The following is a 22,156-nucleotide window of genomic DNA, read 5'->3' on the forward strand; positions in this document are numbered from 1 at the left end:
GCGAAGCCACACCCGCGAAAACGTCAGACCCGCATGGTTTAAGAACCATGAAGTCCCCGTTTTCCACGGAAACGGGAGTGACGTACCGAATCCTCCCCAGTGCTTTCGCGGAGCCAACCCCCCATGTCCTTACGCGCTTCTCTTCGTCACACGGCCCTGCTGGCCGTGGTCCTGTTGTGCCTGCCCGGCGCTGCCTGGGCGCAAGTAGCCCTGAGCGGCCAGGTCCACTTCGCCGACGGCAGCATCGCCGCGGGCGTCACGGTGTACGCCAAGGCCGGCAACATCACCCATCGAGCCACCACGGACGCGTCCGGCAACTACCTGCTGCAGTTCGCCGCGGGCACCTACGACGTCGGTGTCTCCTTCAATTCCAATGGCTTCAGCGGCTCCCAGACGCTCTTCTCCGCTCAGCCTTTCAGCTCCAACACCACCCTCAACCTGATCACCTCCGACATCCTGCTCAATGGCCGCATCCTCAACAGCAGCGGCCAGCCCGTGCCCGACATCCGGATGACCGGCTACGTCTACGGCGGCGACAGCTGGAATGATCTGTTCCCCGTCTCTGGCGCCGATGGTCGCTTCCAGGTCCGCATGCTGCCCGGCACCTACACCAACGTGCGGCTCCAGCCTCCCTCCGGCTCCTCCTACGTCCTCACCCCGCTGCCCAATCAGACCTTCACCGCCTCGCTCTCCAAGGACTTCACCTTGGCCAGCACCATCACTCTCAGCGGCCAGGTCCACTTCGCCGACGGCAGCATCGCCGTGGGCACCTCGGTGTACGCCGAGGCCGGCAACATCATCCACCGGGCCACCACGGACGCGTTCGGCAACTACATGCTGCAGCTGGCCGCGGGCACCTACGACGTCGGCGTCTCCTTCAACTCCAATGGCTTCAGCGGCTCCCAGACGCTCTTCTCGGCTCAGCCCCTCAGCTCCAACGCCATCCTCAACCTGACCACTTCCGACATCCTGCTCAACGGCCGCATCATCAACAGCAGCGGCCAGCCCGTTCCCGATGTCCGGATGACCGGCTACGTCTACGGCGGCAACAGCTGGAATGATCTGTTCCCCGTTTCTGGCGCCGATGGTCGCTTCCAGGTCCGCATGCTGCCCGGCACCTACACCAACGTGCGGCTCCAGCCTCCCTCCGGCTCCTCCTACGTCCTCACCCCGCTGCCCAATCAGACCTTCACCGCCTCGCTCTCCAAGGACTTCACCTTGGCCGGCACCATCACCCTGAGCGGCCAGGTCCACTTCGCTGACGGCAGCATCGCCGCGGGCACCTCGGTGTACGCCGAGGCCGGCAACATCATCCACCGGGCCACCACGGACGCGTCCGGCAACTACCTGCTGCAGTTGGCCGCGGGCACCTACGACGTCGGTGTCTCCTTCAATTCCAATGGCTTCAGCGGCTCCCAGACGCTCTTCTCCGCTCAGCCCTTCAGCTCCAACACCACCCTCAACCTGACCACCTCCGACATCCTGCTCAACGGCCGCATCATCAACAGCAGCGGCCAGCCCGTGCCCGACGTCCGGATGACCGGCTACGTCTACGGCGGCAACAGCTGGAACGATCTGTACCCCGTCTCTGGCGCCGATGGCCGCTTCCAGATCCGCCTGCTGCCCGGCACCTACACCAACGTGCAGCTCCAGCCTCTCTCCGGCTCCAGCTATCTGCTGACGCCGCTGTCCAACCAGACGTTCTCCGCCTCGCTCAGCAAGGAGTTCCTCGTCGCCGACAGCAACGAGTGCGCGTTGAACAACGGCGGCTGCAGCGTGAACGCCACCTGCACCAACATCCCCGGCTCCTTCACGTGTACCTGCAACCCCGGCTACACGGGGGATGGGTTCTCCTGCGTGGTCATCCCCGCGACGGTGACGCTCACCTCCCCCAATGGCGGCGAGCAGTGGGCGACGGACAGCGTGCAGAACATCACCTGGAGCGCCTCCGGCCTGAGCAACGTGGACCTCCACTACTCGCTCGACAACGGCGCCAGCTGGACGCTGATCGCCGCCAACGTGTCGGCCGCCTCGGGTGCGTATGCCTGGACCCTGCCGACCTCGACTTCCACGAGCGCCCGCGTGCGCGTCGCCAATGCCCTGGACGGCAACCCCTCGGACATCAGCAACGCCGCCTTCTCCCTCGTGGCTCCCGCGCGTCTCGTCCTCAATGAGATCCTCGCCAACGAGCCCGGCTCGGCCACCGCCGGCGAGTTCATCGAGGTGGTCAACGTGGGCGGCACCAGCCTGGACCTCAGCGGCTGGGCGCTCTGGGACGCCACCGCCGTGCGCCACACCTTCCCCTCCGGCACCGTGCTGCCCGCGGGCAAGGCGCTGGTGGTGTTCGGCGGGGCCTCCGGCATCCCTGCCGGCGTGCCCAATGCCGTGGCCGCCACCACCGGGGGCCTCAACCTGGGCAACAGCGGCGACACCGTCACGGTGAAGAACGCCGCCGGTGCCAGCATCGACAGCTACACCTATGGCAGCACGCTGGCCTCGGCCGATGGCGTGTCCATGAACCGGAGCCCGGATGCCACCGCGGGCGCGTCGTTCGTGCTGCACAACGCCCTGTCCACGCTGTCCGCCTCGGCCGGCAAGCGCGCCAACGGCAGCGCCTTCTAGGCACCTCCGCCCTGAAGTGCCCCCTCCTGTCCACCCCGAAGTGGACAGCGCCCTCTCCCTCGGTCCTGGGAGAGGGCGGGGAGGGACATGCAGGCAAGCAGCGAAGCCCGCCCCGCCGCTCGCTGGGTTGAGTCCTCTGGCTCCGGACGCACATTTACCTCATGCGCTCGCCGCGACCTGCGAGCAGCAGGGGGTTGTGATGCAAGAGGACCATGGCCCCACCGACGGGCCGCCTCAGTCCGAGCTGTCCCCAGGCGAGGAGGACCTCGACTTCGGCGATTCCCTGCTGCACGAGGTGGCCAGGGGGCCCCTGCCGCTCCGCTTGCCCGTGCGCGGAGAACGCCTGGGCGGCAAGGACGGCCAGCGCTTCGAGATTCTCGCGGAGCTGGGCGGCGGGGCCATGGGTCGGGTATTCCGCGCGTGGGATGAGAAGCTCCAGCGCGTCGTGGCGCTCAAGTTCCTCCAGCCCCACGAGGCGCTCGGCGAGGAGCCCCTGCGCGCGCTGCTGCGCGAGGCGCGTGCCATCGCCCAGCTCGACCACGAGAACATCGTCCGCGTCTTCGACGTGTCCGAGTGGAGCGCCGCGAGCTGGGAGCCGCGCATCCCATTCCTGATCATGGAGTGCCTGCGGGGCGAGTCGCTCGCCGTGCGCATGCGGCGAGAGCGGCTCTCGCCGGGGCGCGCCCTGGACATCATGCTCGGCATCGCCGAGGGGCTGGCGCACGCCCACGAGCACCACATCGTCCACCGGGACCTCAAGCCCACCAACGTCTTCCTCACCCCGCAGGGCACGCCGAAGCTGCTCGACTTCGGCCTGGCCCACCTCATGTCCTCGGGTGCCTCATCGGAGCCCCACCTGCCCTCGGCCGGCACTCCGGCCTACATGGCCCCGGAGCAGTGGCGGAGCCTGCCGCAGGACGAGCGCACCGACATCTGGGCCGCGGGCGCCCTCCTCTACGAGATGCTCACGGGGGAGCCGCCCTATCCGCACAGCGCCTCTCCGGACGCGCTGCGCGAGCAGGTGACGTCCCCCGAGCCGGTGCCGCCCGTGCGCGGCCGGAGCCCTGGGCTGCCGCGCGAAGTGGAGCAGCTGCTGTCCACGGCGCTGGCCAAGGAGCCCGAGCGGCGCTTCCCCACGGCGCGGGAGTTCGCCGAGGAGCTGCGCGAGCTGGCGGAGCGCTTCGGCCAGCGGCGGGAGGCTTCCCGAGGCAAGGCCCCCGAGCGGCGCCAGGTGACGCTCGTCTCCTGCGCGCTGGCGGGGCTCGCGGAGGTCGCCCAGGGGCTGGACAGCGATGACCTGGGAGAGCTGCAAGAGGCCTTCCTCCAGTGCTGCGAGGAGCTGCTCCAGCGCTACGGCGGCACCATCGCCGTGTACCTGGGAGACGAGGTGCAGGCGTGCTTCGGCTGCCCGGTGGCGCACGAGGAGGACACGGAGCGCGCGGTCCGCGCGGGGCTGCACCTGATCCGTGAAATCCCCTCCACCCTCCAGCGCAAGCTGCCCGGGCTTCCCCTGCGCACGCTGCAGGTCCGGGTGGGCGTGCATACGGACGAGGTGGCGCTGAGAGCCCTCTCGCGGCAGCCGCAGGGCTCGCCGCTCTTCATTCACAACGAGGCCCCGAAGCTCACCACGTGGATCACGGGACACGCCGCCCCGGGCATGCTCCTCGCCAGTCAGAGTACCTGGGCGCTGGTGCGGGGAACCTTCGAGGCGGAGCCCGCCGGCTCCCGCGCCTTCACGGGCCTGGCCGGGACGCGGAGCCTGGAGTTCTACCGCGTGCTCCGGGAGCGCCCCGCGAAGTTCCGTTTCGATCGGGTGCGCGCCGCCGGGAGCCTCACGCCGCTGGTGGGCCGCGAGCTCGAGCTGCGCCGGCTGCTGGAGCGCTGGCAGCAGGCCCGCCGTGGACATGGTTCGCTCGTGCTCGTCAGTGGGGATGCGGGCATCGGCAAGTCGCGCCTCCTCCAGGAGCTGCGAGCGCGGGTTCCTCGGGAGGACTGCATCCACTTCCAGTGTCAGTGCTGGCCCCAGTTCAGCGCCACCGCCTTCCACCCCTTCATCGAGCTGCTGCGCCACATGCGGCGGGAGCTTCCCCCCGCCCCTGCCTCCGAGCCGGGGCAGCCGGAGCGCTCCCTGGGCCTGAGCTCGGAGCAGGAATACCTGCTGTCCGCCTTGCTGGCCGTGCCGGGCGCCGAAGCGGCGCGCCCCGCATCCCTCTCTCCGGAGCGCTGGAAGGAAGGCACGCTCAAGGGGCTCCTGACGCTGCTGCTGCGCGCCACGCACCAGCGGCCGGTGCTCGCCTTCGTCGAGGACGTACACTGGGCAGACCCCTCCTCCCTGGAGCTGATCAGCCTCGTGATGGAGCACGTGGGGCGAGAACGCCTGCTCGTCGTCCTCACCGCCCGCCCGGACTTCCACCCCACCTGGCCCCCTGCGGCTTCGATGCACCGGCTCGAATTGGAGCGCCTCCCCGCGGAGCGCACCGCGGAGCTGGTGCGCGCGGTCGCGCACGGCCGGAAGCTGTCCGACGACACCCTGAACCAGCTCGTGGCCAGAACGGATGGCATCCCCCTCTTCGTCGAAGAGCTGACGCACATGATGCTGGACCAGCCCTCCGCCTTGGAGGCGAAGGCCCCGAGGCACGTGCCCGCCATCCCGGCCAGCCTGCACGAGCTGCTGTTGGCGCGGCTGGACCTGTTGCCCTCGCGACAGCGAATCCTGGCGCAGGTGTGCGCGGTGCTGGGGCGCGGCTTTCCGCTCTCGGTGCTCGCCCACGTCCTCCAGCGGGACGAGGCCGGCGTACGCCGCGACCTGGAGGCGCTGGTGGCGGAGGGGCTGCTCGAATCCCCACAACAAGGCACGGACGCCGGCTATCCGTTCCGCCACGCGCTCCTGCAGGACGCGGCCTTCCAGTCCCTGCATCGCGGCACCCGCCGGGGCTATCACCAGCGCATCGCCCAGGCGCTGATGGAGCGCTTCCCGGAGACGGTGGAGTTCCAGCCCGAGCTCCTGGCCCACCACCTCACCGAGGCCGGAGAGTCCGAGCGAGCCATCGACGCCTGGACCCAGGCGGGGCTGCGCGCCAACCTGCGCTCGGCCAACGCGGAGGCCGTCAGCCACTTCCGTCAGGCACTCTCGCTGCTGCCCGCGCTGGGCGACACCGCCCGGCGCACCCAGAAGGAGCTGGAGCTGCTCATCGCCCTGGGCACGCCGCTGGCCCAGCTCCAGGGCTATCGCGCGCCTGAGGTGGAGCACACCTACGCGCGGGCGCAGGAGCTCTTCCTTCAGGTAGGCGAGGCGCTGCCCCAGCTCCACCTGTCCTATTGGGGCCCCTTCGCCTACTACTTCTCGCGCGCGGAGTACCCCCAGGCGCACGCGCTCGCGCTGCGGCTGGTGGAGCTGGGCCAACGCCACCAGGACCGGGAGCTGCTCGCCCTGGGCCACCGGATGCTGGCCTCCGTCCTCTTCATCTGGGGCCGCATCCCCACCGCCCTGGAGCACATCCACCGGGCGCTGGAGAGCTCGAAGGACTTCAGCCTCGCCGAGCACCAGCGGCTGGCCGAGAAGCACTGGGTGGATCCCCGCGCCATGGCCCTGTCGTTCGGCGCCCTGGTGCTCTCGGTGATGGGGCGGGACGAGGAGGCCCGCCGCTTCAGCCAGGAAGCGCTGCGGCTGTCGCGGAGCATCAAGCACCCGCACACCATCGCCAGCGCGCTGACGTATGTCACCGTGGCCTGTCACCTCCGCCGGGACGTGGAGGGGGCGCTCCACTGGGGGCAGGAGGCCATCACGCTGGCGCGGGAGAACGGCTTCCAGGCCTGGGAGCTGTGGTGCACCCTGGTCCATCTGTGGGCCCTGTCCGAGCGCGGCCACGCCCGGCGGAGCCTGGAGCTCATGCGCGAGGGCATCGCCCGCTGGAGCCACCTGGGAATCCGCGCCGGCCTGTACCAGCACAGCCTCGGCCTGCTGGCGGAGATGCACCTGAAGCTGGGCAATCCCCGCGAGGCCTTGGAGCTGCTCCTCACCGTCATCCACCAGCCGGAGGAGACGGGGGAGCGCTTCTACGAGGCCGAGCTGCACCGCTTCCGCGGCGAGGCCCTGAGGGCGCTGGGCCGCGAGGCGGAGGCCCGGGAGTGCTTCTCCCAGGCGCTCCACATCGCCCGCTCACAGGGCGCCCACGCCTTCGAGCAACGGGCTCTGGAGGCACTGGGCACCCTGTCAGAGGAGGCCTCTCCCGCGTAGGAGCGCTCAGTACGGCAGCTGCAGGCGGTGGTACATCCGCTGCTGGGCCTGGGAGCGCAGCGGCCTCGGAATACTGAAGCGGTCAGCGGTCGGCTCCAGTTGGGGCTCCTCGAAGCGCCACTGCTTGAGCAGACTGTCGAAGCCCCAGGCCACGTAGTTCAGCAGACTGCCCTGAGAGATGAACTCGGCCACCTGGAGCGACTCCCACTCGAGGCGCAGCTCCACCTTCCTGCGCTCCTCCGCATCCTTCGCCGCCAGCAGGCCCAGCACGTTGCACCACACGCGGTCGCGGTAGTAGCGCAGCCCCGTGATGGTAAGCAGCTCATCCACCTTGCCGAACAGCCGGCTGAAGAACCGCACCCCGCCCCCGAACTCCCGCGCCAGCACGTCCTGAATCTTGGGCAGGCTGCGCATGAGGACGTTGTTGATCTGATCATGATCGAACTTCCGGCGGGCCAGTTGCTCGAGATTCGTGGCCTCTCCGCCGCCCACGAGGAGCGTGTGGACGCTGAAGGCCAGGTCGACGTTGATGTGCGCGTTGATGCCGAGCAGGAGGTTCTCGAGGACACTCGCGCGCGGCTTGCACGCCGTGCCGTGAGCCAGCGCCCAGGCCTTGTTCCGAGGCGTCTCCAGGGAGTCGAAATAGAGCTGGGCGAAGCCGGCCGCGAGCGCCTCCACCCACTTGGAATCGAAGAAGATGGGCTGCGCGAAGTCCCCCTCGCCGCGAAGCGCGTCCCGCACCTCGCTCGTCATGGTGTAGTAGGCCCGCAGGAAGATGGCCCGGTTGTCGCGCCTCCCGTAGAACTCCTTCAGGGTCTCCCGCATCCGCTCGAGGGAGTCCTCGAGCGTGTCCTTCGAATCGACAACGACGCATGTGTCCGCCATGGCGTGCAGTCCTCCCTCGGAGAGTGGAGGGCCTGGCTGCCATTTGTGATGCGGACCCGTCGGCCGCGAGAGCAGACCCGCGAGGGCCTGCTCCTCCGCCCGCTCCTCAATGCACCGGCTGATCCGACCGAAGCACGCGATGGTTGTCCGTGAAATAGACGAAGTCGGCACCATCGACGTGGAGGAAAGGCGCACCGTTCACGAAGAGTTCGCGCACCGTCGTCCCCTCGACCTGGGGAGGGCCATAGGACTGCCACCGCCCCTGCGCGCGGTCCCAGTACATGATCTCCTCGGTGTTTCCGCTGTCCTCGACCGCCAGCAGGTTGCTGAAGCTCGTCGAGGCGAGCGGCACGCGCTCCGAGGTCCCCTTCCAGGTGCGGCCCAGGTCCTCCGAGCTCGCGGTGAAGGACTTCTGGACCCTGCAGCCGAACAGCTCCGACACACGGCCCAGGAGCTGACCATTCCGGTCCGCGGTGGTCAGCTCCGGGTGATGGGTGTCGGTGCTCACCGGCGCCTGCTGCGCATCCAGAATGGACGCCGCGTTCACGGCCCGCCAGCTCGCGCCGCCATCGAGGCTCTCCAACAACGCGAGCTTGTTGCAGTCGCCGTTGTCGCGGCCGCTCAAGAACAGCCGCCCGGGGATCTCCACGAGCGACTTGACGGTGACCGAAAGGGGACTCGTGCCCAAGAGCGGCCCGGGCTCGCTCCAGGTGACGCCCTCGTCCCGCGAGAAGCTCAGGCCTCCGGTCCGCGCGAGCGCCAGGCGCCCGTCCCGCAACTTGTCCAGGAAGTACGTATTGGGGAAGAAGCGCTCCACCTTCCACTCGGTGTCGCCATGCGTGTAGGTGATGAACCCCTGGTTCCAGAGCCCGGCGTAGCGCCCGGGGCTCATGGGGAAGGCGCGGATCAGGTTGCCCGGCGTCAGGTTGGCCACGGTGGGCGGGTTGAGAATGCCGAGCGAGGTATCGGGCGCGGCGCTGACGAAGTTACTGAGCAGCGCCAGGTTGAAGTAGTACTCGCCGCCTCGGTAGAAGAGCGTCTCCAGGGACTTGTCCGTCGCGTAGCGCTCGAGCGTGAAGACTTGCTGGTAGCTGCGCCCCTCGTCGGTGGAGCGGTACGCCACGTCCCGGAAGTGCAGCTCGCCGGGCACGGGCTCCTCCATCGTCATCATGGAGCCCCGGTTGCCGATGCCGCCGGGCATCGCCGCGCCCACCCAGCTCGCGCCACCGTCGTGCGAGACGAAGGTCATGTTCGGCGTGCGCGCGAAGAGGGTGCCCGCGCGCGTGACGAACAGGTCCACGCCTCTCCAATCGATCGAGCCCTGCTCGTTGGGCATGACAGGCACCTGCTGCCAGGTCTGACCGTCATCCCGCGACACCTGGAGCCCGAAGTAGGAGGCCACATAGATGTCGCCATTGGCGGTGAAGTGAACCGAGGGCTGGTACGTGCGGTAGCTGAACGGCAGGGGCGGCAGCTCCACCTCGGGCCAGGGCGCATCCTCGGTGAATCGCTGTCGACGGCCGAGCCACACCCGAGCCGTCTCATCGCCTCGCTGGGAGGTGCCGGCGTCCACCTGCTGCCGCACGGTGAAGAGGGTGTCGCCGTTGCGCAGCCCCCACGCGCTCCAGCCCGGCTCCCCGTTGAGGTAGTAGATGATGTCCGTGTCGAGCTGGATATAGGCCAGCCCGTGCTGGCCGGTGTGGGCAATGCCGGAGGTGGGCGTGACGAAGACCCACTTGTGGATGGAGCCGAGCGCCCCGGCGTTGATCTCCTTCCAGGTGCGGCGCCTGTCGAAGGAGACGACCACGTTGGCGGAGAGCAGATAGACGCTGTCGCCCATCGCCTCCACCTGCTGGAGGACGCGCGGATCAGCGCCCTCCACCGGCGGCGTGACGTAGACGAGCGGAAACGCCGAGCCATCCAGCTGCGGCTCTTGGGGCTTCTTCGAGGGACAGCCGCACAGGAGCGCGAGCACGCCCAGCGCGGTGACGAGACGGAACGAGACGGACATTGGGGCCCCCACGGGGAGTGGACTCTAGCCCACTCCTCGCGGAGCCGCCCGGGAGCGCCTCAGACGCGCATCGGCATGACCACGGCGGTGAAGCTGCGGTCACCCGGCGCGTGGAGCACGCCCGGGCTGTGCTCGTCGCCCAGCTCGAAGGACACCTCATCCGTCTCGGTGACGGTGAGCACGTCGGTCAGGTAGCGGGCGTTGAAGCCGATGGTGATGTCCCCGCCCCGGTAGGCCACGTCCAGCACGTCGCGGGCCTCGCCCAGGTCCGGGTTGTTGGCGGTGATGAGGAGCTTGTTCTCCTCCAGGCCGATGCGCACCGCGTAGCTCTTGTCGGCCGACAAGAGGGCGATGCGCTTGAGGCTCTCCAGGAAGCGTACCTTGGAGACCTGGATGACCTTCTCGCCTTCCTTGGGGATGACGCGCTGGTACTCGGGGAACTGGCCGTCGATGAGGCGCATCACCATGGTGAGGCCCGGCTTCTTGAACAGCGCCGAGTTCTCCGCGAAGCCCAGGTGGCTCTCCGCGTCGGGGGCCTCGTCCAGCAGGCGCTTGAGCTCCATCAGGCCCTTGCGGGGGATGATGACGCCGCCCTTGAGCTTGAAGTCGCCGGGCAGCTCGCGCTCGATGAGCGACAGGCGGTGGCCGTCGGTGGCCACCATGCGCACCTTGCCGGTGGACTGGGGCTCGAAATAGACGCCGTTGAGGATGTAGCGCGTCTCGTCCGAGGAGATGGCGAACTGGGTCTTCTTGATCATCTCCAGCAGGATGTTGCCGGAGACCTGCACCAGCGGAGCGTTCTCCTCCTTGGGCAGCTTGGGGTACTCCTCGGCGGCCATGCCGACGATCTTGAAGTGCGCCGAGCCGCTGGAGATGTCCACGTAGTTGTTGGCCAGCTTCTTGAGCGTCACCTGCGCGTCGGGCAGGTTCTGGACGATGTCGAAGACGTACTTGGCGCTGACCGTGATGGCGCCGGGCTTGGACACCTCGGCCGGGTGCTCGGAGACGATGCCGATGTCCAGGTCGAAGGCGGTGACCGTGACGCCGCTTTTGGTGGCGTTGACGAGCACGTTGGCCAGGATGGGCATCGTCGTCTTGCGCTCCACGATGCCCTGGGCGCGGTGGAGGGCCCTCTTCAGCTCGTCGGTGGCGATGCGGAATTCCATCGGAGGCTTCCTTGGATCCTCGGTGAACGGCTCTGCCCGGGGGGTGTAGCCCGGGGATTGGGGTGCGTCAACGAACCGGCTCGCCGCTCCGTGCTCCAGTAGGCGGGGCAAGCCGGAGGACGGAACCATTCCGTCCCCACCTGCTCGGAGATTCAGGTAGGTTCCGCACTTGGGGTGAATCCGAGGCCGAAGACTCTACACGATTCCAACCCGGAAGGTTGTCCGAGATTTTCGTGCCGCGACAGGTAGGCTCCTGCCTCGCCTCCCCGCCCCGCCTCCAGGCGGGCGTGAAACCCGAGCAGGGGCTCGTGCATATAAGGAGGCAGGAGGTCCGCCATGGACACACCGAAGAACCCGCCCTCGAAGGTGACCAAGACGGAGGAGGAGTGGAAGAAGGAGCTCGACCCGGAGCAGTACCGCATCCTCCGTAAGAAGGGGACCGAGCGGGCGTTCACCGGGGCGCTGTGGAACCACCACGACACCGGCACGTACCAGTGCGCCGGGTGCGGCAACCCGCTGTTCACCTCGGACACCAAGTTCGAGTCGGGCTGCGGCTGGCCGAGCTTCTACGCGCCGCTGGAGAAGAGCCACGTGGACGAGCACGAGGACCTCTCGTTCGCCATGCGCCGTACGGAGGTAGTGTGCAGCCGCTGCGAGGGGCACCTGGGGCACGTGTTCCCGGACGGGCCCGCGCCCACGGGGCTACGCTACTGCATCAACTCGGCGGCGCTTAAGTTCGAGAAGAAGGGCTGACCGCCGAGACTCGCGAGGGCTGTCATGAACGTCCGTCTCCTGTCGCTGTCCGTGCTGTGCCTGGGCCTGGTGGCCGGGTGCGCGAAGCAATCTCCTACCCCCGAGGCTCCCTTGCCCGATACCGCTCAGCCCGCGCAGCCGGCGAACCCCTCGGGGGCCGCGTCCACCTCGGAGGCCGCTGGGCAGGGGCAGCCGGTGGCGTATGTGGTGCGCAACAGCGGCATCCGGTGCATCGCCCCGCCGTGCGCCACGCACCTGGCGGTGCCGGTGGCGAACCCGAGCGCGGATGCGATCCAGATTCACGAGATCGACCTCTCGGCGCTCAACCCCTCGCAGGAGCGGCAGGAGGAACTCATGCGCACGGCGGACGAGTCGCCGGACGGGTTGAAGGTGGAGGCGGTGCTCGACAAGCAGCTGAAGGCGGGGCCCGCAGGCGACGCCACGGTGCTGCGGGTGAAGAAGGTCCTGCAGTAGCGATACAGAGGAGCCCTCGCCATGCCCGCGGCACTTCGGCTCCACCTCGCATGGCGCCTGGGGCTCCTGCTCTGCCTCCTCTCACTCTCTGGGGTGGCGGCACCTCCCACCACCTCGCTGCCGGCGCGCGTGGTGCCCGGCATCATGGAGAGCACCCGCGCCAAGGTGCTGGCGGCCCTGGCACGAGGGGACATCGTCGGGGCGATCGCGGCCTATGAGGCCCACGTCGGCCGCCGCGCTCCGGAGTGGCTCCGCGCCCTCCAGACGGCCTACAGCACCAAGAACCAGGATGAGGTCCGCTGATTACTTCACGCGCCTCAATGCACCGGATGGTCACACCTGGAAGGTGGTGAGCAGCCCATGACCTCGGCTCCGACCGCTCCACCGCAGCGCCCGGTGTTGCTGCTGGACTACCTCCTGCGCATCCGAAAGGACACGCTCGCAGGCAGGCTTGCCATGCACATCGGAGAGCCCAACATCGAGCACATGGTGGGCTTCGTGAACGGCTACCACTCCTGCATGCTCAGCAACGGCATTGAAGATGAGGAATACGGCCGCTTCTTCGACTGGCTCATGGCGAAGGGCGAATTTCCCGGCGAGGGCTGGGCGGCCAAATATCTGCGCGACTGCCACGGCGACCACGAGCAAGCCATCCGCAAGTACCTGGACTTCGTCGCGGAGTTCATCGCCCTCCACCGGAAGTAGCGCACCTCAGATGCGCAGGCCGAACTGCATGCCCGGCCAGTGCTGCACCGTGACCTCCTCGCTCAGCTTGTTCTGACGCACCGGCAGCGTCGTCATCTTGCGCCGGTCCGAGTCACTGAAGGCGAAGTAGGCGTTGTATGTCGGCCCGCCGAACACCGCGAAGCGCTTGGCCACCTGGAAGCCGAACATCGCCCGCCCTTGTGCCAGCACGTTCTCCCCGCGGAAGGGCTGACGCACCGTGTGGACCGTGCTGCCCGCCGTGTCCACGTCCAGCCAGAAGCGCGGCCCCAGCGGCAGGTGAACTCCCAACCCCAGGCCGAGGGTGTAGCGGTCCAGCCGGTCATCCGGGCCGATGCCCGCCAGCAGCGTCGTGTACACGTACTTGCCGCCGAACTTCACCGCCACGTTCGTCAGCTGCACGTCGCTCGCCCAGAACTCCAGGTGCAGCTGCCCCTTCTCCTCGAAGGTGAGCAGCCCCAGTGGAACACCGCGCACCTCCTCGGCCACGTTGATCAACCCCACCTGCGCCCCCGACACCACCTTGCCCACGTTGATCAACCCCACCTGCGCGCCCGTCACATCCCCGCTCACGTTGAGCAGCGCCAGTTGCAGGCCCTTCACGCTCTCGGCTCGGTTGTAGCCCGCCGTCGCCTGCAGGCCCGACATCGCGCCATCCACCCAGTTCATCCCCGCCGAGCCCTGGAAGCCTCGGAAGCCCCCGCGCGCCACGTTCACGCCCGCCGTCGCCTGCACGCCCAGGAAGTCTCCGCCCGCCACGTTCACGCCCGCGCTCATCTGCGTGCCCGCCACGGCGCCTCCCGCCACGTTCACACCGGCCGCGAACTGCCCCACCCGCACATTCCCGCCCGCCACGTTCACGCCCGCCGTCATCTGTAGGCCGTTCAGGTCCTCGCGCGCCACGTTGAGCGCCGTCGCCAGCTGCGCCCCGCGCACGCTGCCACCCGCCACGTTCAGGCCCGCCGCCATCGCCAGGCCGCGCACTTCCTCGTCATACGCGTTGGACACCAGCGCCACCGCCGCGCCGCCCGCCAGCGCCGTCCCATCGTTCATCACGCCCACCGCCGCCCGGTTCTCCACCGGCCCACCCTGCGCCGCCACCGCGTTGATGCTCACTCCGGGCAGCAGGCCCGCGTTGAAGGGCACCAGCCTGCGCCCCGGGCCCGCCGCGCTCACCGCCGCCACGGGCGCTCCAGCCGTAAGCACCGGCGCCTCGCCACCGCGAGACACTGTCGCCTCGCGCAGCACCGAGCCGAAGTGGGTCGGCGCCAGCGGCGTGCGCTGCCCCTCGGTGAGCACGAAGCTCGCCTCGGACACCGCCCCGTTCAGCTCGCGCCGCACCTGGTAGCGCCCCGGCGCCAGCCCCAGCTCCGTGGGCCGCCCCGGCGTCTTCAGCAGCTCCACCACCAGCACGCCCGCCTCGTCGCGGACGAAGAAGCGCCCCTCCAGCCCGTCCGCCAGCACCAGCCCCGCGGAGGTGGCCCGCAGGTCCGTCATCACCAGGTCCCCCGTGCCCGCCAGCTCGATGTCATAGGCCGGGTGCTGCGCCCCACCCTGGGTGCGCTCGGTGCGCGCCAGCGTCTCGTGGAAGGCGAACTGGTAGGCCTCGTTGAGCGTCACCCGTCCATCCCGCGTCACATCCGCCGCGCCGCGCAGGCCGGAGACCAGGTGGTGGGTGAAGAACGAGCCACCCAGCCGGTCCGACTCCTGCGACACCTCATCCGCGCTGGAGGAGGTGAGGATGGCCTGCCCTTTCACCTGGCTGCCCGAGTCCACCATGAACGCCGGGCGCGGAGTGCCACCCTTGCGGCGCGCGAACGCCCCCGAGGCGCACGAGTCCAGCACCGCGATGCGCACATCCACCGGCAGGGCCGCCAGCGCGCGGCGCAGCTCGCCGTAGTCCACGCGGTCACCCTGCAGCAGCAGGCCCTCGTCGTCCGAGTGCCCCGAGTAGTAGAGCAGCATCTCCACCCGCTGGGCCCCCGAGGCGCGCGCGGCCTCCGCCAGGGACTTCACCCGCGCGAAGCCGTCCATCAACCCCGTGCGCCCCGTGTCCAGCAGCAGCACCCGGTCCGCCGGCGTCACCCCGCCCAGCTCGCCCAGCACCTTCGAGAAGGCCTGCGCATCCGTGGTGGCGTAGCGCAACTTCACGCGCTCCGCTCCGCCGTCATTCACGCCCACCAGCAGCGCCAGCCGACGCACCGCCACGGGCGTCTCCGCGGCGGACACTCCCGCCACCAGCAGCGTCAGCAGCATCAGCACTCGAGTCATGGCGACACCTTTTCCAGCGTGAAGGACACCTGCGTGTAGCGCTCCGGGAGGGCGAGCGGCGCGGTGCGAGCGCTGGCCGAAGCGGCCACCGTGCGCGCCGCGGCGAGCACCTCCTCGAGGGCGAAGGGAGTGTCCGAGGTAATGAGGAAGAAGCGTTCGAAGGCGGGCGCGTCGTCCAGCGCGTAGGCGCTCGGCAGCGCGTGGGTGCCCGAGGGCGCCAGCGGCACGGCGCCCGTGGCCGCATCGGGCGCATGCAGCGTCACCGCGCCGCGCCCGTCCACGGAGAGGATGGCGCCGTAGCGCTGGCCCGCGGCCACATAGGAGACCTGCACCACGTCACCGGTGGCGGCGGCGGCGCCATCGACGAGGCGCTCCGGGCCGGCGGCGCCCTGGCGGTGGAGGACGAGCTGGGGCGCGAGGCCCTTGGTGCGCGTCGGCTCGAGCCCAGACAGCTCCCCGCTCCCGCCCGTGGGTGTGCCTTCCGGGCGCACCACCATCAGCAGCGCCACGGCGAGCGCCGGCACCAGCACGAAGGCCGGAGCGATGCGGCGCAAAGGGCTGACGCTCCCTCGGGCCACCTCCATGCGCCGAGCCTGGGCCGCGCGCAGCTCCACCTCGCGGGCCACGGCCGAGGGCGGCAACTTCTCCAGCACGTCCCGGTTCTCCGCCTCGAGCGCGGCCAGGCGGGCCTCTCCCTCGGGCTCCTCCGCCAGGCGGGCGCGCGCCGCGGCCAGCTCCGCGGCGGGCAGCTCGCCCAGGGCGATGCGCTCCAGCAACCAATCCGGAGTACGGCGCGGGGTCGTCATGCGGCCTCCATCTCTTGCAGCGCGGAAGTCAGGCCCCGCAGGCGCTTGCGCACCCCGGAGACGGACAGGCCCACCTCGCGCGCGGTCTCCTCCAACGTCATTCCATCCACCAGGTGCATCACGGCGATGTCCTGGCTCGAGGCGGGCACGCGGCCGAAGAGCCGGTCCAGCAGCCCCCGCGCCTCGGTGCGCGCCTCGGTGTCCTCGGAGGAGGCGATGCGCAGCACCAGCTCGTCGTCCCGGTCCTCGGGGCGGCGGCGGGCGCCGCGCAGGCGGTTGAGACACACCCGCGTGGCGATGCGGTGCAGCAGGCTGGAGGGCGCCGAGTCCTTCAACGCCCCCTGGTAGCGCAACAGCTGCACGAAGACGTCGTGCATGGCATCCACGGCCTTCTCCTCGTCTCGCAGGAGGAAGCGGCAGCGCCGGAGCACCTGAGGCCCGTAACGGCGGTAGTAGGCCTCCACATCGATTGCCACCGGACTCGCTCCTCCCTCGTTCGCCCCTTGAAACACCAGGGCCGAAAAGAACTGTTACCCGCGCCGTGCTTTTTTCATCGGGCACGCTGCCTACACGTACCTACCCGAGAGCTCGGACACGGCGGCACACCGGCTCGCCCCGAGGGGCAGCGGTATACACGCGCCAGGTGTGAGCGAAGAAACGGGCCCGCGCGAGGCGCTCCGCTCGGGAGCTTCCTCGGGACCTCTCGCCTGCGGAACTGCACTTCCCCCCGCCCTCGGTGAGCGAGGGCGGGGAGAAGTCACGACTCAGGGAATGAAGGAGATGACGCGGCTGGCCTTCGTGTTGTTGCTCTCGATGAGCTCCGGCGTGTACTGCCCGGGGTCCACGATGGCGCCCATGTACCAGGCCCCCGTGTACCAAGGCGTCACGTAGAGCATCAGGTCCTGCTTCTGGCACTGCCCCGGCGCCAGCGAGCTCACCATGATGACCTCCACCGGCATGTCCTGATCGTAGATCGGCCCGCTGTACGAGAAGCGGATGTCGGTGTCATCGGAGAGCACCAGCTGCACCTCCGCGCCGCCAGGGACGGTGCCCTGGTTGCACACCGTCACCGAGGCCGCGTACTGCTGGCCCATCCGCACGCTCGTCGGAGCCGTCACCGACTGGATGATCAGGTCCGGCGCATCACCGATGCCGATGAGGGCGCTGGCCTTCGTGTTGTTGGTCTCGATGAGCTCCTGCTCGAAGTTGGCGGGATCCGCCACCACCCCCAGGTACCAACCGCCCTGCAGCCCTGACACGGGGATACTGGTGCGCACCTCCTGCGTGCTGCAATGACCCGGCTCCAGGAACAGCGAGCCCAAGAAGTCCAGCTGCAGATCCTGGCTGTAGGGCGGGGCGTTGTAGGAGAAGCGGATGTCCGTGTCCTGCGAGAGCACCAGCTGCAGATCGGTGATTCCGGGCCGGGTGCCCTGGTTGCACACGGTGTACTTCACCGTGAACGGCTCATGGGTGCGCGTGCTGGCCGGGACGAGCACCGACTGGATGATGAAGTCGGGACGTTGGCCCACTCCCACCAGCTTGCTGGCCTTCGTGTTGTTGGTCTCGATGAGCTCCTGCTCGTAGTTCTCAGCATCCACCACGGCCCCCAGGTACCAGGCCCCCTCGCGAGGAGCATGCGCGATGCCCTCCAGCTCCTGCGTGTTGCACTGGCCCGGCTCCAGCGGCCCCGAGCTGAACGGCGCCAAGGGAATGTCCTGCGTGTAGGGACTCCCGCTGTAGGAGAAGCGGATGTCCGTGTCCTCGGAGAGCACCAGCTGTCCCTCCGTGCTCCCGTACTGGGTGCCCTGGTTGCACACCGTCACCGTCACCGTGAACGGCTGGCCCGGCGCCATGCTGGCGGGCACTCCCACCGTCTGGACGGTGTAGTCGGGGCGGTAGCCCACGCCCATGAGCGTGCTGGCCTTGGTGTTGTTGCTCTCGATGAGCTCCTCCTCGGAGTCACCCGGGTCCGCCACCGCGCCCAGGTACCAGCCCCCATCCTCGGGGGCATACACGCTGGTCTGCACCTGCTCCGTCCGGCACTGACCCGGCTCCAGCGGGCCCGAGGAGAAGGAGTTGAGCGGCATGTCCTGGTTGTACGGCGTGCCGGAGTAGGAGAAGCGGATGGTGCTGTCCTCGGAGAGCACCAGCTGCACCTCGGTGCTCCCGTACCGGGTGCCCTGGTTGCACACCGTCACCGCGGTCATGAACATCTCACCGGGCCGCGTGCTGGCCGGAGCGGTCACCGACTTGATGATGAAGTCGGCACGCTGGCCCACGCCGAAGACCTTGCTGGCCAGCGTGTTGTTGGTCTCGAGGAACTCCTCCTGGTAGTTGCCGGGGTCAGCCACGGCCCCCAGGTACCAGGCCCCCTGCTCGGAGGCATACGCCTGGGCCTGGACCTGCTGCGTGTTGCACTGGCCCGGCTCCAGCGGCCCCGAGGAGAAGAAGGTCAGCAGTTCGTCCCGCTGCTCATAGGGAGCCCCGTTGTAGGAGAAGCGGATGGTGGTGTCCTGAGACAGCACCAACGCCAGCTCCGTATCGCCGAACCCGGTGCCCTGGTTGCACACCGTCACCGAGGCCGTGAAGTCCTGGCCCAGCTCCACGCTGGTGGGCCCGCTCACCGCCTGGATGACGAAGTCGGGGCGGAAGCCCACGCCGATGGGCTTGCTGGCCAGCGTGTTGTTGCTCTGGATGAGCTCCTCCTCGTAGTTGCTCGGATTCGCCACCGCGCCCAGGTACCAGACGCGATCCATCTCCAGGGCGGGCAGGCTGGTCTGCACCTGCTCGGTCCGGCACTGTCCGGGCTCCAGCGGCCCCGAGCCGAAGGAGGTCACCGGCCAATCCTGCCCATAGGGAGGCGCGTTGTACGAGAAGCGGATGTCGGTGTCCGCGGAGAGCACCAGCTGCACCTCGGTGTTGCCGTACTCGGTGCCCTGGTTGCACACCGTCACCGAGGCCGTGAACGACTGGTCCGGCACCACGCTGGCCGGGACGCTCACCGCCTGGATGACGTAGTCGGGACCGTGGCCCACGCCCATGAGCGCACTGGCCTTGGTGTTGTTGCTCTCGATGAGCTCCTCATGGGAGTTGCCCGGGTCCGCCACCGCGCCCAGGTACCACCCCCCGTACTGCTGGGGATGGGCGCTGGTCTGCAGCTGCTGCGTCCGGCACTGCCCAGGCTCCAGCGGCCCCGAGTAGAGGGAGCCGATCGGCATGTCCTGGTTGTAGGGAGGACCGCCATAGGAGAAGCGGATGGTGGTGTCCTCGGAGAGCACCAGCTGCACCTCGGTGCTCCCGTACTCGGTGCCCTGGTTGCACACCGTCACCGAGGCGACGAAGTAATCGCCCGGCGCCACGCTGGCGGGGCCCGTCACCGACTGGATGACGTAGTCGGGACGGCTGCCCACACCGGTGAGCCTGCTGGCCTTGGCGTTGTTGCTCTCGATGAGCTCCTCATGAGAGCTGCTCGGGTCCGCCACCGCGCCCAGGTACCAGCCCCCCTGATGCGGGGGGAACACCCGGGTGTGAACCTGCTCGGTCCGGCACTGCCCGGGCTCCAGGGGCCCCGAATAGAAGCTGTCGATCGGCTCGTCTCGCTCATACGGAGCGCTGTCGTAGGAGAAGCGGATGGTGCTGTCCTCGGAGAGCACCAGCTGCACATCGGTGCTCCCGTACTCGGTGCCCTGGTTGCACACCGTCACCGTGGCGGTGAACGTATCACCGGGATAGATGCTGGCAGGGCCCGTCACCGACTGGATGATGAAGTCGGGGCGGTAGCCCACGCCCATGAGCGTGCCGGCCTTCGTGTTGTTCTCCTTGTTGAGCTCCTGCATCACATTGAAGGGATCGAGCACGGCTCCCACGTACCCGTTGTCATCCTCCGCCTGGGGCAGGGAGCCGTACACCACCTCGGTCTTGCACTGACCCGGCTCGAGCATTCCCATGAAGAAGGCGTCCATGGGCATGTCCTGGCTGGGGTACGGAGGTCCGTTGTAGTTGAGGCGAATCTCCGTATCCTCCGAGAACGCCAGCTGCCCGTCCGCATAGCCAGGGGCGGTGCCCTGGTTGCACGCCGTCACCGAGAAGGCGACCGACTCACCGGGCCTCGCGCTCGCTGGGTGGGTGATCGCCTGGATGATGATGTCCGGGGCATAGCCGACGCCCACCTCTTCTTCACTGGCCTTCGCGTTGTTGGCCTCGTTGAGCTCGTACTGGTTGAGCCCCGGGTCCGCCACCGCGCCCAGGTACCAGATGCCCTCGAACGGCGCGGACATGTTGGCCCACACCTGATGCGTCCGGCACTGCCCCGCCTCCAGCGGCCCCGAATGGAAGGAGCTGAGCGGCAGGTCCTGCCCGTAGGGCATGCCGTCGTAGGCGAAGCGGATGTCGTTGTCCTGCGAGAGCACCAGCTGCACCTCGGTGCTCCCGTACTCGGTGCCCTGGTTGCACACCGTCACCGAGGCGGTGAATTCATTCCCCGGCTCCACGCTGGCGGGGCCGCTCACCGACTGGATGATGAAGTCGGGCCGGTAGCCCACGCCCATGACCTTGCTGGCCTTCGTGTTGTTGCTCTCGTTGAGCTCCCACTCGTTGCTGGCCGGATCCGCCACCGCGCCCAGGTACCAGGCCCCCTCTTGAGAAGGAGTTCCCCAGACCTGCACCGGGTGCGTCCGGCACTGCCCGGGCTCCAGCGGCCCCGAGTACAAGGAGGTGAGCGGCAGATCCTGCTCCTCCGGCGGGCCGTTGGGGGAGAACCGAATGGTGGTGTCGCGAGAGAGCACCAGCTGCACCTCGGTGTTCCCGTACGCGGTGCCCTGGTTGCACACCGTCACCGAGGCGGTGAACTCGTAGTCGGGCCGCACGTTGGCCGGGCCGCTCACCGACTGGATGATGTAGTCCGGAGCAAGGCCCACGCCCACGAGCTTGCTGGCCTTCGTGTTGTTGGTCTCGATGATTTCCTGCTCGCTGTTGCCCGGGTCCGCCACGGCGCCCAGGTACCAGTTCCCCTCGCTCGGAGCCTGCATGGAGGCTTCCACCTCTTGCGTCCGGCACTGCCCGGACGCCAGCAGCCCGGAATAGAAGGGCGCCAGGGGCAGATCCTGCGCCGCCGGCGGGCCGTTCGGATCGAACTGGATGGTGGTGTCCGTGGAGAGCACCAGCATCATCTCAGCGGACCCGGTCCCAATGCCGTGGTTGCACACCGTCACCGCCGTGGTGAACGACTCGCCGGGCCGCACGTTGGCCGGGCCATTCACCGACTGGACGATGTAGTCGGTGCCGTAGCCCACGCCCACCACCTCACTCGCCTTCGTGTTGTTGGTGTCGATGAGCTCCATGGCGAAATTGCCGGGGTCCGCCACGGCCCCCACGTACCAGGCGCCCTCTTGCGGAGGTATCGCCTCGACATCCAGCCGATGGGCCCTGCACTGCCCCGGCTCCAGATACCCCGTGTTGAAGGCGTCCATCGGGAAGTCCGGCCCGGGCGTCGGAACGTCCGGGACGTAGGTGATGGTGGTGTCCGCGGAGAGCACCAGCTGCACCTCGGTGCCGCCGCCCATGGTGCCCTGGTTGCACACCGTCACCGTGGCCGGGAAGTAGTAGGCCGGCATCACGCTCTTGGGGACGCTCACCGACTGGACCACGAAGTCCGGAGCGATTCCCACGCCGATGAGGGCTCCTGCGCGCGTGTTGTTGGCCTCGTTGGCCTCCACCGTGCTGTTGAGGGGGTCGGCGATGGCGCCCGTGTACCAGGCCCCCTCGGGCACCGAGACGTTCGTGTAGAACCGCTCCGTGAAGCACTGCCCCGCTTCCAGCCAGCCCAGGAACGCACTCCCGATGGACACGTCCAGCGTGGAGATGATCCGGTCTTGCGACAGGTACACCTCCACGTTGGTGCTCTCCGCCACCGTGCCCTGGTTGCACACGGTGACTTCCACCGGGAACGGCCCATTGGGCCAGGCACTGGGAGGACTGCTCACCTCCCGGACGACGAAGTCCGGGCCGGCAACCAATGCCTGTCGGGTCTGGTTCAGCGCCTCGGCTTCCTCCGCCGACGGTGCGCCGCAACCAACGGACCCGAGCAACGCCGATGCCGATACGAGAAGCAGGGCTCGGTTGACTCTCTCACTCATGTGGGTATTCCCCCTCGGGATGGCTCACTCGATTCAAAGACAAATCAAGGAGTTCTCGCGAGGGATACCCGTTT

13 protein-coding genes are annotated in these 22,156 nt (G+C 68.7%); 6 read left to right on the forward strand and 7 right to left on the reverse strand.

Annotated elements, in window-relative coordinates; translation table 11 throughout:
* Nucleotides 1-123: 123 nt before the first annotated feature.
* Together SYV04_RS27690 and SYV04_RS27695 are read left to right on the forward strand one after the other, a co-directional pair.
* The gene (locus tag SYV04_RS27690) at nt 124-2,622 is read left to right on the forward strand and encodes a lamin tail domain-containing protein (protein ID WP_321548929.1); all 2,499 of its coding nucleotides are present in this window, start codon (nt 124-126) and stop codon (nt 2,620-2,622) included.
* A 199-nt stretch (nt 2,623-2,821) separates the two neighbouring features.
* Nucleotides 2,822-6,859 (forward strand): protein kinase domain-containing protein, encoded by a 4,038-nt coding sequence (locus SYV04_RS27695; RefSeq protein WP_321548930.1) that lies wholly within the window; start codon nt 2,822-2,824, stop codon nt 6,857-6,859.
* A 6-nt stretch (nt 6,860-6,865) separates the two neighbouring features.
* Here SYV04_RS27695 and SYV04_RS27700 read toward each other — a convergent pair whose 3' ends face one another.
* The 3 genes from SYV04_RS27700 to dnaN form a co-directional block, all read right to left on the reverse strand.
* The gene (locus tag SYV04_RS27700) at nt 6,866-7,744 is read right to left on the reverse strand and encodes a DUF5995 family protein (RefSeq protein ID WP_321548931.1); all 879 of its coding nucleotides are present in this window, start codon (nt 7,742-7,744) and stop codon (nt 6,866-6,868) included.
* Between the two features lie 106 nt (nt 7,745-7,850).
* Nucleotides 7,851-9,755, reverse strand: a complete 1,905-nt coding sequence (locus tag SYV04_RS27705; RefSeq protein ID WP_321548932.1) for a sialidase family protein — start codon at nt 9,753-9,755, stop codon at nt 7,851-7,853.
* A 59-nt stretch (nt 9,756-9,814) separates the two neighbouring features.
* Nucleotides 9,815-10,921: a DNA polymerase III subunit beta gene (gene dnaN / locus SYV04_RS27710; RefSeq protein WP_321548933.1), complete on the reverse strand. Its 1,107-nt coding sequence runs from the start codon at nt 10,919-10,921 to the stop codon at nt 9,815-9,817.
* 336 nt (nt 10,922-11,257) lie between these two features.
* Between dnaN and msrB the strand changes: the two genes are divergently transcribed.
* The 4 genes from msrB to SYV04_RS27730 are packed head-to-tail and all read left to right on the forward strand — an operon-like array spanning nt 11,258 to nt 12,853.
* Nucleotides 11,258-11,674 (forward strand): peptide-methionine (R)-S-oxide reductase MsrB, encoded by a 417-nt coding sequence (gene msrB / locus SYV04_RS27715; protein ID WP_321548934.1) that lies wholly within the window; start codon nt 11,258-11,260, stop codon nt 11,672-11,674.
* A gap of 24 nt (nt 11,675-11,698) precedes the next feature.
* Nucleotides 11,699-12,148 carry a DUF6748 domain-containing protein gene (locus SYV04_RS27720; protein ID WP_321548935.1) on the forward strand — a complete coding sequence of 150 codons (450 nt, stop codon included), beginning with the start codon at nt 11,699-11,701 and terminating at the stop codon, nt 12,146-12,148.
* Between the two features lie 21 nt (nt 12,149-12,169).
* On the forward strand, nt 12,170-12,451 hold the full coding sequence (locus SYV04_RS27725) for a hypothetical protein (protein ID WP_321548936.1): 282 nt from the start codon (nt 12,170-12,172) through the stop codon (nt 12,449-12,451).
* Nucleotides 12,452-12,508: 57 nt separating this feature from the next.
* Entirely contained in the window at nt 12,509-12,853 is a 345-nt protein-coding gene (locus SYV04_RS27730; protein WP_321548937.1) for a hypothetical protein, read from the forward strand.
* Nucleotides 12,854-12,859: 6 nt separating this feature from the next.
* Here the strand turns inward: SYV04_RS27730 and SYV04_RS27735 are convergent, their stop codons facing one another.
* From SYV04_RS27735 to SYV04_RS27750, 4 genes are all read right to left on the reverse strand, one after another.
* Nucleotides 12,860-15,142: a caspase family protein gene (locus SYV04_RS27735; protein WP_321548938.1), complete on the reverse strand. Its 2,283-nt coding sequence runs from the start codon at nt 15,140-15,142 to the stop codon at nt 12,860-12,862.
* Nucleotides 15,139-15,948, reverse strand: a complete 810-nt coding sequence (locus SYV04_RS27740; protein WP_321548939.1) for an ActD-like protein — start codon at nt 15,946-15,948, stop codon at nt 15,139-15,141. Before SYV04_RS27740 ends, SYV04_RS27735 begins: the two co-directional genes overlap by 4 nt.
* Nucleotides 15,945-16,424, reverse strand: coding sequence for an RNA polymerase sigma factor (locus SYV04_RS27745; protein ID WP_321548940.1), 480 nt, complete (start codon nt 16,422-16,424; stop codon nt 15,945-15,947). Before SYV04_RS27745 ends, SYV04_RS27740 begins: the two co-directional genes overlap by 4 nt.
* 288 nt (nt 16,425-16,712) lie before the next feature.
* A complete protein-coding gene (locus SYV04_RS27750; RefSeq protein WP_321548941.1) occupies nt 16,713-22,082 on the reverse strand; it encodes a CARDB domain-containing protein in 5,370 nt (1,789 codons plus the stop codon).
* Between the last annotated feature and the right edge of the window lie 74 nt (nt 22,083-22,156).

Source organism: Hyalangium ruber, assembly GCF_034259325.1.
Lineage (GTDB): Bacteria > Myxococcota > Myxococcia > Myxococcales > Myxococcaceae > Hyalangium_A > Hyalangium_A rubrum.

Excerpts from the sequence above, each read along its gene's own strand:
- SYV04_RS27690 (WP_321548929.1), top strand. The coding sequence starts at position 124 with ATGTCCTTACGCGCTTCTCTTCGTCACACGGCCCTGCTGGCCGTGGTC.
- SYV04_RS27695 (WP_321548930.1), top strand. The coding sequence starts at position 2,822 with ATGCAAGAGGACCATGGCCCCACCGACGGGCCGCCTCAGTCCGAGCTG.
- SYV04_RS27700 (WP_321548931.1), bottom strand. The coding sequence starts at position 7,744 with ATGGCGGACACATGCGTCGTTGTCGATTCGAAGGACACGCTCGAGGAC.
- SYV04_RS27705 (WP_321548932.1), bottom strand. The coding sequence starts at position 9,755 with ATGTCCGTCTCGTTCCGTCTCGTCACCGCGCTGGGCGTGCTCGCGCTC.
- dnaN (WP_321548933.1), bottom strand. The coding sequence starts at position 10,921 with ATGGAATTCCGCATCGCCACCGACGAGCTGAAGAGGGCCCTCCACCGC.
- msrB (WP_321548934.1), top strand. The coding sequence starts at position 11,258 with ATGGACACACCGAAGAACCCGCCCTCGAAGGTGACCAAGACGGAGGAG.
- SYV04_RS27720 (WP_321548935.1), top strand. The coding sequence starts at position 11,699 with ATGAACGTCCGTCTCCTGTCGCTGTCCGTGCTGTGCCTGGGCCTGGTG.
- SYV04_RS27725 (WP_321548936.1), top strand. The coding sequence starts at position 12,170 with ATGCCCGCGGCACTTCGGCTCCACCTCGCATGGCGCCTGGGGCTCCTG.
- SYV04_RS27730 (WP_321548937.1), top strand. The coding sequence starts at position 12,509 with ATGACCTCGGCTCCGACCGCTCCACCGCAGCGCCCGGTGTTGCTGCTG.
- SYV04_RS27735 (WP_321548938.1), bottom strand. The coding sequence starts at position 15,142 with ATGACTCGAGTGCTGATGCTGCTGACGCTGCTGGTGGCGGGAGTGTCC.
- SYV04_RS27740 (WP_321548939.1), bottom strand. The coding sequence starts at position 15,948 with ATGACGACCCCGCGCCGTACTCCGGATTGGTTGCTGGAGCGCATCGCC.
- SYV04_RS27750 (WP_321548941.1), bottom strand. The coding sequence starts at position 22,082 with ATGAGTGAGAGAGTCAACCGAGCCCTGCTTCTCGTATCGGCATCGGCG.